Origin of the sequence: Vibrio sp. (assembly GCF_038138445.1) — a bacterium.
Classification (GTDB): Bacteria; Pseudomonadota; Gammaproteobacteria; order Enterobacterales; family Vibrionaceae; genus Vibrio.
In genome coordinates this window covers 1-12181 of record NZ_JAYQDQ010000044.1, presented here as the reverse complement: position 1 = coordinate 12181, position 12181 = coordinate 1, and the positions used below count along the sequence as shown (strand labels likewise).

19 protein-coding genes are annotated in these 12181 nt (G+C 41.0%); 17 read left to right on the top strand and 2 right to left on the bottom strand.

From position 1 onward, the window contains the following. Positions 1-84 precede the first annotated feature (84 nt). The 8 genes from AAFM34_RS12435 to AAFM34_RS12400 all read left to right on the top strand — a co-directional run bounded on the left by AAFM34_RS12435 (position 85) and on the right by AAFM34_RS12400 (position 3858). Entirely contained in the window at positions 85-432 is a 348-nt protein-coding gene (locus AAFM34_RS12435) for a PilZ domain-containing protein (protein ID WP_341663266.1), read from the top strand. A gap of 143 nt (positions 433-575) precedes the next feature. Next, positions 576-956, top strand: coding sequence for a nuclear transport factor 2 family protein (locus AAFM34_RS12430; RefSeq protein ID WP_341663264.1), 381 nt, complete (start codon positions 576-578; stop codon positions 954-956). Positions 957-1040: 84 nt separating this feature from the next. Further along, positions 1041-1460 carry a GNAT family N-acetyltransferase gene (locus tag AAFM34_RS12425; protein ID WP_341663262.1) on the top strand — a complete coding sequence of 140 codons (420 nt, stop codon included), beginning with the start codon at positions 1041-1043 and terminating at the stop codon, positions 1458-1460. 103 nt (positions 1461-1563) lie between these two features. Further along, positions 1564-2100, top strand: a complete 537-nt coding sequence (locus AAFM34_RS12420) for an AAA family ATPase (RefSeq protein WP_341663260.1) — start codon at positions 1564-1566, stop codon at positions 2098-2100. An 86-nt stretch (positions 2101-2186) separates the two neighbouring features. Beyond that, positions 2187-2597, top strand: a complete 411-nt coding sequence (locus tag AAFM34_RS12415) for an MmcQ/YjbR family DNA-binding protein (RefSeq protein WP_341663258.1) — start codon at positions 2187-2189, stop codon at positions 2595-2597. A gap of 109 nt (positions 2598-2706) precedes the next feature. Next, positions 2707-3036, top strand: coding sequence for a zinc ribbon domain-containing protein YjdM (locus AAFM34_RS12410; RefSeq protein WP_341663255.1), 330 nt, complete (start codon positions 2707-2709; stop codon positions 3034-3036). A 27-nt stretch (positions 3037-3063) separates the two neighbouring features. After that, on the top strand, positions 3064-3495 hold the full coding sequence (locus AAFM34_RS12405; protein ID WP_341663253.1) for a GNAT family N-acetyltransferase: 432 nt from the start codon (positions 3064-3066) through the stop codon (positions 3493-3495). Positions 3496-3501: 6 nt separating this feature from the next. Further along, positions 3502-3858 carry a glyoxalase/bleomycin resistance/dioxygenase family protein gene (locus tag AAFM34_RS12400; protein ID WP_341663251.1) on the top strand — a complete coding sequence of 119 codons (357 nt, stop codon included), beginning with the start codon at positions 3502-3504 and terminating at the stop codon, positions 3856-3858. Between the two features lie 31 nt (positions 3859-3889). Here AAFM34_RS12400 and AAFM34_RS12395 read toward each other — a convergent pair whose 3' ends face one another. Then, positions 3890-4411 (bottom strand): DUF2058 domain-containing protein, encoded by a 522-nt coding sequence (locus tag AAFM34_RS12395; protein ID WP_341663249.1) that lies wholly within the window; start codon positions 4409-4411, stop codon positions 3890-3892. A 205-nt stretch (positions 4412-4616) separates the two neighbouring features. Here AAFM34_RS12395 and AAFM34_RS12390 point away from each other — a divergent pair, with 205 nt between their 5' ends. The 9 genes from AAFM34_RS12390 (at position 4617) to maiA (ending at position 11051) form a co-directional block, all read left to right on the top strand. Then, on the top strand, positions 4617-5147 hold the full coding sequence (locus tag AAFM34_RS12390; protein ID WP_341663247.1) for a GNAT family N-acetyltransferase: 531 nt from the start codon (positions 4617-4619) through the stop codon (positions 5145-5147). Positions 5148-5287: 140 nt separating this feature from the next. Continuing rightward, the gene (locus AAFM34_RS12385; RefSeq protein ID WP_239171456.1) at positions 5288-5689 is read left to right on the top strand and encodes a DUF2007 domain-containing protein; all 402 of its coding nucleotides are present in this window, start codon (positions 5288-5290) and stop codon (positions 5687-5689) included. 23 nt (positions 5690-5712) lie between these two features. After that, complete coding sequence (locus AAFM34_RS12380; protein WP_341663243.1) at positions 5713-6189, top strand: NAD(P)H-dependent oxidoreductase; 477 nt, start codon at positions 5713-5715, stop codon at positions 6187-6189. A 146-nt stretch (positions 6190-6335) separates the two neighbouring features. Then, on the top strand, positions 6336-6809 hold the full coding sequence (locus tag AAFM34_RS12375) for a GNAT family N-acetyltransferase (protein WP_341663241.1): 474 nt from the start codon (positions 6336-6338) through the stop codon (positions 6807-6809). Positions 6810-6831: 22 nt separating this feature from the next. Beyond that, a complete protein-coding gene (locus tag AAFM34_RS12370) occupies positions 6832-6963 on the top strand; it encodes a hypothetical protein (RefSeq protein ID WP_341663239.1) in 132 nt (43 codons plus the stop codon). A gap of 204 nt (positions 6964-7167) precedes the next feature. Then, on the top strand, positions 7168-8241 hold the full coding sequence (gene hppD, locus AAFM34_RS12365) for a 4-hydroxyphenylpyruvate dioxygenase (protein ID WP_341663237.1): 1074 nt from the start codon (positions 7168-7170) through the stop codon (positions 8239-8241). Next, positions 8234-9373 carry a homogentisate 1,2-dioxygenase gene (locus tag AAFM34_RS12360; protein WP_341663235.1) on the top strand — a complete coding sequence of 380 codons (1140 nt, stop codon included), beginning with the start codon at positions 8234-8236 and terminating at the stop codon, positions 9371-9373. The genes hppD and AAFM34_RS12360 overlap by 8 nt, the downstream gene beginning before the upstream one ends. A 14-nt stretch (positions 9374-9387) precedes the next feature. Further along, complete coding sequence (locus tag AAFM34_RS12355; protein ID WP_341663233.1) at positions 9388-10398, top strand: fumarylacetoacetate hydrolase family protein; 1011 nt, start codon at positions 9388-9390, stop codon at positions 10396-10398. Then, positions 10398-11051, top strand: a complete 654-nt coding sequence (maiA, locus tag AAFM34_RS12350; protein ID WP_341663231.1) for a maleylacetoacetate isomerase — start codon at positions 10398-10400, stop codon at positions 11049-11051. The genes AAFM34_RS12355 and maiA overlap by 1 nt, the downstream gene beginning before the upstream one ends. Positions 11052-11187: 136 nt before the next feature. Here maiA and AAFM34_RS12345 read toward each other — a convergent pair whose 3' ends face one another. Continuing rightward, positions 11188-12105: a universal stress protein gene (locus AAFM34_RS12345; RefSeq protein WP_341663229.1), complete on the bottom strand. Its 918-nt coding sequence runs from the start codon at positions 12103-12105 to the stop codon at positions 11188-11190. Positions 12106-12181 lie beyond the last annotated feature (76 nt).

The following is a 12181-nucleotide window of genomic DNA, read 5'->3' as shown; positions in this document are numbered from 1 at the left end:
TACTATTTATACTAACTAATGGAGTGTTGATACTAGGAGACAAGGCCACAAAAACTGGTAATTTGGTGTGGTAGGAGGCTTTTTATGAATGAACTAGAGCAAAAACGAGAATTTTATCGCTTGAAATATCCAAAGAAAGCTAGGCCTTGTGTACGTCTATACGATCAGATTTTCTATGTCACAGAAGTGTCGGAAGGAGGTATACGTGTTGTGATGAACATGTTTACTGACTGGTACAAAGGACTTTTGATGTCAGGGACTCTAGAATTACACTGTAAGGAAAAAATAGAGGTGAAAGGAGCGGTTCTTCGTTTTGACAATGGAGAAGTCATTCTCAAATTGAATGAAGGGCCGACCTTTAAAAATATGGTAGAAGAACAACGTCACATCCGCCAAGAGTACCCAGCACATTTTGCTAAAGCCACATCTTGAACATAGGATGGTGCATCAATTCTACTAACTGCACCATCTATATGTAAATCAACGCATACCCATCAACTTCATAAAATTCATTTACTTATTATATTCTACTTTGCTAGTATCCTGTTGTTTTTTATAAAAATAGACGGTGTTCAATGGATGCAAAAAGCGTCGTTCTTGCTTATTGGAAAGCGATGAATAGCAATGACTTTTTCAAGGCAAGTAAATATCTTAGCGTCGATTTTCAAGGCTTCTGGCCTCAATCTAATGAGCTGATTTGTGGCCGAGATAATTTTACCGCGATTAACACAGCTTACCCAGCATGCGGTCAATGGACCTTCATTATTAATTCACTGGTCTGTGAGCAGGAAACGGTTGTTACAGACGTGTCTGTTAGTGATGGTGAGCAAAAAGCACGTGCAATTACATTCCATGTTGTGAAAAATGGTTTGATTAGTAAACAAACAGAGTTTTGGCCTGATGCTATGGAAGCACAACCGTGGAGATCTGATTGGGTCTCTGTCATTGACAACTGAGTCATAGTGATATTATTTACTCATTATTTTGAGCAAAGACACTCGATTAGGCCTATGAATACTCATCAACAATCAGGAGTTACTGTGGTTACATTTGAAAGTACAGTAGATTTGTCAAAATCAGCGGAAATTACTCACGCCAATATGCGCTCATACTACCAATATCATGGAGTTGATTGGCAAGCTGACACGATAAAGCAAAAGATCGCTTCGCTGGTGAATATTGATATTTTGTCTGATGGAAGAGTTATTGGTGCTATTCGATTAGAGAGTAGCGATGACTGTTGCTATTTGAGAGATTTACAAGTCATCGATAGCTATCAAAACAAAGGTGTCGGTGGTTTAGCACTCAACGAAGTAAAGCGTTTAGCTATTGGCTCGGGTGCAGATATACTTAGGCTTAAAGTTTTTAAAATGAGCCCTGCTTATCATTTATATAAACGCTTAAACTTTTCGACTGAGCAGGAAGATGACAAGTTTTACTACATGGCTTGTCACTTGTGATTGATATACCTTTTAACATGTCGGAATATCAGTGACTCTGACCAGCTTAGTAATGCGTTAATTCTGATAGCAGTACAATAGCTTGATTATTAGGTGGAGGTACATGAACAACAGAATTGTCTTTACTGGTGGTCCTGGTGCGGGAAAAACATCAGTATTAGAACACCTCAGCTACATGGGATATCCGTCAGCACCAGAGTCTGGACGAAAAGTGATTCAAGATCAGATTAAAATAGGTGGTACAGGCCTTCCGTGGGAAAACAAAACAGCGTTTCGCGATCTAATGATTACTCAAGAAGTGCTTAATTACAAAATGTATACCGAGCCTAATGTAATGTTTTATGACCGTAGCATTATAGATTGTTACGGATATAGCCAACTTGAGCAAATATTCCTATCTACCGATCTAATAAATCGATGTAATGAGCTTATGTATAACCCAAAGGTTTTTATTTTTCCTCCTTGGGAGGAAATTTATAAGAATGATGAAGAACGTAAGCAAGACTTTAGTCAAGCGGTTGCGACGTATCAGCAGATGATAAAAGCATACGAAAGGTTTGGTTATCAATTGGTTGAGGTGCCTAAAAATTCAGTAACAGAGCGAGCAAGCTTCGTTATTAATAACCTACCATCTAACTGAGCATGCTAGTGAAGACGCTTTACTTTCTTCCTCATTTTTACTCGGCCTACTCTCAGAGTTAGTCGTAAAATAAAGAGGATTTTAACTTGAATTATGACCAGTTTAATGCGTTTTGTCGCTCGCTACCTGATACCACCCAAGCGGCTCAAGGTGGTAATGGCCATGTATGGAAAATCAATGGAAAAGTATTCGCTTTTGGTGGGAGAGGCCGCAGTGGAAAGCCTGCGTTTAGTTTTAAAACCTCAGACTCAAATTATGAGTTTTTAAAAAGCCATAAAGGCTATACACCTGCGCCTCACGCCTCTGGTCGTGATGGAAAGTGGATCCAACAGCTTGACACTATATGGTATCGAGATGATGAGCTGAAGCACTATATTACAGAATCTTATCGTATGGTTTCAAAGAGTAAAACTAAGACACAACAAACGGATTCTGGCGATGTTGCACTTAGTATCGGTAACTATGGTGGGCTAAATAGCCAGACTATAAATCAATGACTTGTCTTGGCATTTTGTTCAGTTTTTCTGGGGGGTTCAAGCTAACTTGGCTAGCTTAAGTGGAGTTAGCCAAGTATTATTGCAGGATATCGAAACTGGAGTATTTTTTATGTCTTATCCCTCATGTCCAAACTGTCAATCTGACTACGTTTATCCTGATCAGAACCACCTTGTGTGTCCAGAATGTGCCTATGAGTGGAATCCAGACGAAAAGCCTGAAGTTGTGATCGTCAAAGATGCTAATGGCAATACTTTGGTAGAAGGTGACAAAGTCACCTTAGCAAAGGATCTCAAAGTGAAAAGCAGCTCCTTGGTATTAAAAATTGGCACTAAAGCTTTAATAAGACGGATAGTAGAAGGTAAAGACCATCAGTTAGATTGCAAAGTAGATGGAGCAGGAGAGATGATGATCACCGCTCATTTTGTTAAAAAGTCATAATCTGTATTGGAGTCGGGGAGAAGCGTGGTGCATGATGAAATCATCATTAGCTCAAATCAAAATAAATTCTTACCAACACTGAGGCAGATTTATCTGGCCTCGAGAACAACGACTTTTAAATGGCTAGATAGCAAGCAGTTTTGTCTTGCTGACTTTGATATAGATGTGGAAGGTGAGCAAATATGGGTAGCTCTTTGCAAAGGTAAACCGGTGGGGTTTATTTCTATTTGGGAGCCTGAGAACTTTATCCATCACCTTTACATCTCGCCTGAATATACGAGAAAAGGCATTGGTACTCGGTTACTTGAGTTTGTTAAACCCCGATACACTAGCTTAAGTTTAAAATGTATGCAGCCAAATAAATCAGCATTAAACTTCTATCAATCTCATGGCTTTATTAGTCAATCACAACACATGGATGAGTTTGGTGGATACTACTACCTAACCTATGAGGAATAGAATATTTTGCATAACCCAGTGGCACTTCTTGTTCATGTACCTGACGTCTCTGTAGGACTTAAGTGGTACCAGAAAGCGTTTCCTCTTGCCTCTCCCCGGTATTTGCCCGAGTTTGATTTTACTGTACTCGATATTAAAGGGTTTTCGTTGGAGATTGTCCAAGCCGATAGCAAGGTATCGGCTGGGAAATCAGGAACCGTCCTTTACTGGTTGGTGGATAGTGTTAGGGAATCAATCGACTTTCTACAATCTATAGGGGCAACCTTATATCGAGGCCCAATGGAGATTGAACAGGGGCAATCTATCTGTCAGATGGAAGATCCCTTTGGTAATCTTATCGGCTTACGAGGTAAAATGGGGTAATTAGCCACTCATGTATGAGTGGCACAACCGATCACCACATAAGATCATCTGGTACCACAAAGTCCGCGTATGGATCGTCTTCTGCAGGGACATCAGACTCAGGCTCTTTTAGGTCAATAATGATATCGCTATCGCGCTGCAAAATTTTGTTTGCCACCACACTAGGAATGACCGCATAACCTTCACCAAAGCGTGCAATAGCTAATATCCCTTTAATAAGTTGTTCACGTATTAGGCTATCGACATATAGAGATTTAACTAATGTGCCATCGGTAAAATTATACTTAATGTCGCCATCACTATTAGCAAGCTTATTCATTTCAATGAGTTGCTTAATTTGTGATTGGATTTCTTTGTTGAGGCGCTGCTCATTTTGTTCTGTACTGAGTGCCTTGTCGCGCTCTTGCTGCTGACGTTTTTGCTCTTCTACAGCGGCTTTAACCTCACGAGCTTGAGTGCGTGATTTTTTGGATCCTTTCTTCGCCTTCTTTAGTTTCTTTTCATTCACTAAACCAGCTTTCAACATTTGTTCTTGCAGCGATAGCTTTGCCATGGTTTTTCCACATTTAATAAATAACCCCCGCTATTTTATAGATACATGACGAGCAAATAAAGATGCTTTAACTAACTCAATTCTATGGCTTCTTCGAATTTAATGTGGACGTGTTTCATTTGGTTTTTTTATGTTATGTTCGAATATTATTGTAACCTTTGTTATTAGTATAAGTGCCAAGAAAATGGGCATCTGTTGAGGGAATATGAAGACATTAGATACACAGAGATTAGTGATGAGCCCCGTCAAAGAGGATGATATAGATATTTATCGAAAAATACTTAGTTCAAATCAACTGACGAAGTTTTTACCTAAAGGCACGGCTTATACTGAAACTGAAATCCAACGTACACATAGCAATAGAATTGCACACTGGGTCCATGGCTTTGGCTCATACGTCATAAACTTAAAGTCTCAACCCAGAGAAAAAATTGGTTATGTTGGGGTTGAGCAATGTGAAGATCCAAACTTTAGTGATATCAGATATGGTATGTTGCAAGAGTATCAAGGCAAAGGCTATGTTCTAGAAGCGTCACTAGCCGTTATTAGAGAAACATTTGGCTTGAACAAACACAAATGGATATATGGTGTATCAATGATTGAAAACTTACCATCTGTTGCAGTTCTTCGAAAACTGGGGATGACGCCAGAGCCGGACTTAAATCTCTATCAGGATTGCGATGAACTCATTACATTCTCTATCGATCCAAAAACGGCGTTTGATATACAAAACTAGCTTTCGGTTGAGCCTTTATGTTTGAGGTGTGTAAAAATCTTACCCAAGCCGGCGTTACTATTGCTATGGCCAGTACGAATCGCTTTAATAGTGATTAATGCTATCTTTTATTCTTAAAGCCTAGGACCGGAGGGTGAAGTATGATTGTTGTCGCGCGCTTTTCGTTTCCGCATGAAGCACATATTGCGAAAGCAAGCCTTGAGGCGGCTGGTATTGAGAGTTGTATTGCTGATGAGCATACGATTAATACGCAGTGGTTGTACTCAAATGCAATCGGGGGTGTGCGCTTGATGGTTGCTGAGCAAGATTTAGAGCAAGCTGAGAATATTCTGAGCACTGACTTTTCAGATGTATTATGTGCTGAACAAAGCGCCACTTCACAAGATCATTGTCCAAAATGTGATAGTGTAAAAATTGAGCCGTTTACCAAAGGTAAACGCTCAGCGTTTTTGGTATTTATACTTCTAGGATTTCCATTGTTTTTCTACAAACATGGATATCGATGCAAGGAGTGCGGGCATTTTTGTGAAAATGCGAAATAGCTGAATTATTGGAGGGATTTCCAATGAAGATAGCAGTGGTGTTGGGGACGTCGAAAGCTGATGGGAATACACTTTATTTGGTCAATCAGTTCGTTGAACTGACACAAGCTGAAGTGTTTGATTTAGCGGATTACAAAATATCGTATTACGATTATTTTCATGAAAATCGCAATGATGACTTTATCCCACTGATTCGCATGCTAAAGAATTATGATCATATTGTCTTTGCTTCCCCTGTTTATTGGTACTCAATGTCCGCGCAACTCAAGGTCTTCTTTGACCGACTTTCTGATTTATTGACCATAGAAAAATCTCTCGGGCGCAAGTTACAGGGAAAAGAAATTTCTGTGCTTTCTACTGGTCATGAGCAAGAATTACCAGATTGTTTTATTGAGCCATTTGAACTGACCGCTGAATATATGCAATTTGTGTTCAGGGGCTTTGGCTACCTTCCAGTCAATAAAGAAAATAACCTCTCGAAAGCGAATGCAATCGCGTAATGGTTCAGTGAAAGTATTTGCCACGAATCGGTTGGTTAGCCTTCTTCTGTCTTTCGATATCTATATGCAGCTCACAGTAATGTATTGATTTTTCGTTACTTCTAGCACAAGATGCGAGTCTTGTATTAAGACTTAAAGAGCGGTTAATGATTACAATTCGTCAATACAAGCCTGAAGATGTACAGGCACTATGGGAAGTGTTTTTCTTCACTGTTCACAATATTAATATCCAGCACTACTCTAAGCAGCAGGTAGAAGCATGGGCGCCAGATAACTGGAATCAAGAGGTTTGGCACGAAAAAATGCTCCAAATCAGTCCCTACATTGCGGAAATTGATGGTCAGGTTGCAGGCTATACGGATCTGCAAGATTCTGGGTTGATTGATCACTTTTTTTGCCACTATAAGTTTCAAGGGAAAGGCGTCGGTCGTGCAATGATGGAATATGTTATAGAGCAGGCCAAGCAACGTGGTATCTCAAGACTTTATTCCGAAGTCAGTATTACCGCTCGCCCTTTCTATGAGCGTATGGGGTTTAGGCTTGTGCGTGAGCAACAAGTCGAAATGCGAGGCCAATTTCTGACCAACTTTGTTATGGAGTTATCATCACTACCCAAATGATATTCGATATATAGAACTCGCTATGTGTATGATAACTTCAGGTAAAGCGACTATAGATGATATTGATAGCCTCATTAATGGTTGGGGTAACAAGTTACGTGAGCAAATCGAATTACTTGAAAGTACCTCGATCAATACAAGTACAGAAAAATAAATTGTAAATTAAATGTTACAACCAAGATCTGTATTTCCCTTTTTCTCATGAAGTTTTTTGACAAAACAGCCCTGTGTTACGTTTTGTTTACAAAATCCACGTGTTTTTCCGATTTAATAATTTGATGGTCTTTTATTCCCTTAACGTAAAAGTTAGTACAAGTTAAATAGAAACGGACATCAATAAATCACAGAGGAAAAAGCAATGACTCAGGAATATAACCCACTAGGAACAGATGGATTTGAATTTGTCGAATACACAGCCGCAACCGAAGAGGGTATTGGTCAACTAAAAGACTTGTTTGTTTCTTTGGGGTTTGCAGAGATTGCTAAACATCGCTCGAAAGAAGCGTGGTTGTACCGTCAAGGAGACATAAGTTTCATTATTAACGCTCAACCACATAGCCAAGCCGAAGAATTTGCAAAAGTTCATGGCCCGTCAGTCTGTGGTATGGCATTTCGTGTAAAAGATGCCTCCATTGCTCTTAAGCATGCACTTGAAAACGGCGCAGAGGAATTTAAAACCGAAATTGGCCCTATGGAGCTGAGTATTCCCGCCGTCTATGGTATCGGACAAAGCTTACTGTATTTTGTTGATCGCTATGGTAAGAAAAGTATCTATGATGTTGATTTCAACTTTTATGATGATGCCGACGAGCGCTTGAAAAAGGCGGATGTGGGGATGTATGAAATTGACCACCTCACTCATAACGTTAAGCAAGGTAATATGGATACCTGGGCTGGTTTTTATGAACGTATCGGCAATTTCCGTGAAATTCGCTACTTTGATATTGAAGGCAAGCTAACTGGTTTAGTCAGTAGAGCAATGACAGCACCTTGCGGCAAAATTCGAATTCCTATCAATGAATCTTCTGATGACAAATCGCAAATCGAAGAGTTTATTCGTGAATACAATGGCGAAGGTATTCAGCATATTGCAATGTCAACAGACGATATTTACCAAACCGTGCAGACGCTGCGTGACCGAGGCATGGATTTTATGCCAACCCCAGATACTTATTATGAGAAGGTGAACTCTCGAGTCGAAGGTCACACTGAGGATGTTGATAAGCTTAAGGAGCTACAGATCCTAATTGATGGTGCGCCAATGAAAGACGGTATCCTACTGCAAATCTTTACTCAAACGGTGATAGGGCCCGTCTTCTTTGAAATCATTCAGCGTAAAGGGAATGAAGGGTTTGGTGAAGGTAACTTTAAGGCACTATTTGAGTCGATTGAAGAAGATCAAATTCGCCGAGGAGTATTGAGCGATGCATAAGTGGATTACATTCCCTCACCGGGAGGGAGTGTGCTCCAAACAGGCGCACGCAGATTTTCCGGAAGAGGCTATATATGAGCGAGAAACTGGCCGAAGTGGTTTCTTCGGGCCAGCCTCACATTTTCATCATCAACACGCTCCAACGGGTTGGATTGAATGGGAAGGTGATTTACGCCCAAGGGCATTTAACTTCAATTTAGTAGAAAAAGCGGCGCAGATTTCGCCGTGGGCGGTGCCAGACCTACTGTTTAATAACGATTGTAAGATTCGTACTTGGCGTCTTGAAGAAAAGATGGACTTTCTGGTGCGAAACGCTGACGGTGATGAACTACTTTTTATTCATCAGGGCAAAGCAGATTTGTACAGTGATTATGGCCATTTGACGGTTGGTGAGGGAGATTATGTTGTCATCCCTCGTTCGACTAATTGGCGTATTGAACCTCTAGAACCTTTGTTTATTTTGATGATTGAAAATACCGATGCTACCTACTCATTACCAGATAAAGGCATGGTAGGGAATCATGCGGTCTTTGATCCTGCAGTGTTAGAAGTACCATCAATTAATCAGCAATTTAAGGACCAATATTCAGAGCAAAAAACACAGGTTCAAGTCAAAAGGCATGGTCAGGTGAGCGTTATTACTTATCCGTTCAATCCTCTTGACGCTGTTGGTTGGCATGGTGATTTGGCAGTAGTGAAACTGAACTGGCGTGATATCAGACCATTAATGTCACATCGATATCATTTGCCGCCTTCTGCACATACAACGTTTGTTGGCGCAGGTTTTGTTGTCTGTACATTCGTTCCTCGCCCAATAGAAAGTGACCCTGGTGCTCTGAAAGTGCCTTTCTATCATAATAATGATGATTATGATGAAGTCCTTTTCTATCACGCAGGTGACTTTTTTAGCCGAGATAACATAGAGGCTGGTATGGTGACATTCCATCCGGCAGGTTTTACTCACGGCCCTCATCCAAAAGCATTTCAAGCAGGCAGAGAGTACAAGAAAAAGTTCACTGACGAAGTGGCGGTCATGATAGATACTCGTCACGCACTCAGCTTTAGTGATGAAGCGCAATCGGTTGAAAATCAGGAATACGTGTACAGCTGGAAATCACATCCAAATAAATAATAAAGAGAATTATAATGAAGTTAGCCACCTTAAAAAATGGAACTCGTGACGGCCAGCTTGTGGTCGTAAGTAAAGATCTTAGTGTTTGTTCGGCAGTCAAAGACATTGCTCCTACGCTTCAATTTGCACTCGATCAATGGACTAAAGTTGAGTCACAGTTAAATGAAGTTTACCTTGCCTTAAATGAAGGGCGCGTCGCTGACTCAATGCCTTTTGACCAACAAGCTTGTGAGTCACCGTTGCCGCGTGCCTATCAATGGGCCGATGGTAGTGCTTATGTCAATCATGTCGAGCTAGTTCGTAAAGCGCGCGGCGCTGAAATGCCGCCAAGTTTTTGGACGGATCCGCTGATGTATCAAGGTGGGTCGGATGCCTTTATCGGCCCGTGTGATGATATTACGGTTGGAAGTGAAGAGTGGGGAATAGATTTCGAAGGTGAAGTTGCAGTGATAACCGATGACGTTCCTATGGGCGCAAGTCTTAAGCAAGCTGCCAATTCAATTCGCCTTATCATGCTGGTCAATGATGTCTCTCTACGCGGTTTAATTCCTAATGAACTGGCCAAAGGGTTTGGTTTCTTTCAGTCAAAACCTTCGTCGGTCTTCTCTCCAGTTGCAGTGACGCCTGATGAATTAGGTGAAGCATGGGATGGAGGTAAAGTTAATTTGCCTTTGCTTTCCTATTACAATGATGAGCCATTTGGTTGCCCGAACGCTGGTGTGGATATGACCTTTGAGTTTCCACAGTTAGTCGCACATGCGGCCAAAACTCGGCCTCTTTCCGCTGGTGCGATTGTTGGCTCGGGCACAGTATCAAATAAGCAGGGTACGGAATTTGGTACCTCAATAAAAGAAGGTGGAGTCGGATATTCGTGTATTGCAGAAGTACGCATGATTGAAACCATTCGAGATAGTAAGCCTTCTACGCAGTTTATGAAGTTTGGCGACTCTATTAAGATTGAAATGAAAGACGAAACAGGTAAATCCATTTTTGGCGCTATCGACCAGAAAGTGGTGAAGTACTAATGTCTAATATCACGCTTTATGGCTATTGGCGTTCGTCGGCGGCTTATCGAGTTAGGATTGCATTAAATCACAAGGGGCTTGCCTATCAAAAAAAGTCGGTTCATTTGGTCAAAAACGGCGGCGAGCAACATGCAAGTGATTTCAAATCGTTGAATCCAAGCCAGCTTGTTCCCGTTTTAGTTGATGGTGATATGCAGCTTAATCAGTCTCTAGCGATTATCGATTACCTCGATGAAACGTATCCAACAGCCTTATTGACTCCGTTGGATAAGCAGAAGCGCTATCTGGTTAAGGCCTTGGCTCAGGATATTGCAGTCGATATTCATCCATTAAATAACCTCAGAGTATTGAAATATTTGACTGGCGAATTGTCACTGGAAGAATCTTGCAAGTCCGATTGGTACAAGCATTGGATCCTACTCGGATTCGAAGGCTTGGAGCAAAAGCTGACTAAAAGCAGAGGAACGTATTGTGTGGGTAATGAAGTGAGTTTGGTTGATATTTGTTTGATTCCACAAGTATATAATGCCGAGCGCTTTGATGTTGACCTGACTAGCTTTCCAATAATAAGAGAAGTTTCTGCTGCATTAAGAGAGCTACCCGCATTCATTGATGCTGCGCCAGAAAAGCAGCCTGATGCTGTTATTGGATGAGCGCTGCTTTATAGCAAACGTCTTCTTGCCATAACATCATTACCTAGCCACCTCTCATGATATTGATAGGTGGCTGCCAAACTACACTTTCAAGTCTAGCAACTAAAGCTATATCAGGCGACTTAGAGGGCTTTCTCTATGGTCTGAAATTTTTTGGCTTTAATGCAACAAGTGAACATTTGACATTTTGTACAATGTTCTCTGCTGTATTGCCGATTATTACACCTTCTATTCCTGTGCGTGCTAATGTGCCCATCACCAGAATATCAACTTCTTTTTCTTCAACACATACAGGAATCTCATCATCTGGTGTGCCATGAAGTCGGTGTATACTTATATCACCTCCAATGCCAGAATCATCGACTAGTGTTTGTAATGCGACTGAATGTTGCTGGTCGGCTGATTTTATATGGTTTTCCAGCTCTTCTTCTGAGGGTTTAAACCATACATTATCTTTTAAGTAGCTTTCTAAAACATATTCCCAGCAAGAAACAATGTGAAGCTGACCATCACAATTGTCTGTAATTGTGCGGCTTAGTCGAAGAAGATCAATGGAAAGCGCGCGTTCTTCTTCTGTAGTGGCATTTGCATCAATGGCTACGGCAACTTTCTGTTTATCACTTGGCTTATTGGTTGGACGATTGAGCCATACTGGACATGGACAGTTGCGCAGTAAGTTCATATCAATGGCACGCAAGCCCAAACTATTAGTTTTGTTAGACTCCGCCTCTTTGATGACCAAATCAATTTTGTGTTTTTCGATATAACTAATGGCTTCCACATCCGGCTTATCCGCTACAATCAGCTCGACTGCAATATCCATGTCATCTATCGAAAGTAATAAGCTACTTTGAATTTGACTTTGTAGTGATTCGAGCAGCGAACCTTCATAATGCTCTTCATATTCGTGCATATCATCGGGAAGGTGAGGGCAGACAACAAGGCCCGTCAATTTAGCTTGGTTCGTATTAGCGAGGTGAATTGATTGAGCAAGGGGCTCATTATGATCCATCACGCCTTTAGTTAAGAACAGTATATTGTTGAACTTTTTCATACTCACCTCCGTGTGTATAAAGTTTGTAAGCTGGCGGTGAGCCCCATTTAACTGAAAGCTGGCACCGACTAAAAAT

Excerpts from the sequence above, each read along its gene's own strand:
- AAFM34_RS12435 (WP_341663266.1), top strand. The coding sequence starts at position 85 with ATGAATGAACTAGAGCAAAAACGAGAATTTTATCGCTTGAAATATCCA.
- AAFM34_RS12430 (WP_341663264.1), top strand. The coding sequence starts at position 576 with ATGGATGCAAAAAGCGTCGTTCTTGCTTATTGGAAAGCGATGAATAGC.
- AAFM34_RS12420 (WP_341663260.1), top strand. The coding sequence starts at position 1,564 with ATGAACAACAGAATTGTCTTTACTGGTGGTCCTGGTGCGGGAAAAACA.
- AAFM34_RS12410 (WP_341663255.1), top strand. The coding sequence starts at position 2,707 with ATGTCTTATCCCTCATGTCCAAACTGTCAATCTGACTACGTTTATCCT.
- AAFM34_RS12395 (WP_341663249.1), bottom strand. The coding sequence starts at position 4,411 with ATGGCAAAGCTATCGCTGCAAGAACAAATGTTGAAAGCTGGTTTAGTG.
- AAFM34_RS12390 (WP_341663247.1), top strand. The coding sequence starts at position 4,617 with ATGAAGACATTAGATACACAGAGATTAGTGATGAGCCCCGTCAAAGAG.
- AAFM34_RS12385 (WP_239171456.1), top strand. The coding sequence starts at position 5,288 with ATGATTGTTGTCGCGCGCTTTTCGTTTCCGCATGAAGCACATATTGCG.
- AAFM34_RS12380 (WP_341663243.1), top strand. The coding sequence starts at position 5,713 with ATGAAGATAGCAGTGGTGTTGGGGACGTCGAAAGCTGATGGGAATACA.
- AAFM34_RS12375 (WP_341663241.1), top strand. The coding sequence starts at position 6,336 with ATGATTACAATTCGTCAATACAAGCCTGAAGATGTACAGGCACTATGG.
- AAFM34_RS12370 (WP_341663239.1), top strand. The coding sequence starts at position 6,832 with ATGTGTATGATAACTTCAGGTAAAGCGACTATAGATGATATTGATAGC.
- hppD (WP_341663237.1), top strand. The coding sequence starts at position 7,168 with ATGACTCAGGAATATAACCCACTAGGAACAGATGGATTTGAATTTGTC.
- AAFM34_RS12360 (WP_341663235.1), top strand. The coding sequence starts at position 8,234 with ATGCATAAGTGGATTACATTCCCTCACCGGGAGGGAGTGTGCTCCAAA.
- AAFM34_RS12355 (WP_341663233.1), top strand. The coding sequence starts at position 9,388 with ATGAAGTTAGCCACCTTAAAAAATGGAACTCGTGACGGCCAGCTTGTG.
- maiA (WP_341663231.1), top strand. The coding sequence starts at position 10,398 with ATGTCTAATATCACGCTTTATGGCTATTGGCGTTCGTCGGCGGCTTAT.
- AAFM34_RS12345 (WP_341663229.1), bottom strand. The coding sequence starts at position 12,105 with ATGAAAAAGTTCAACAATATACTGTTCTTAACTAAAGGCGTGATGGAT.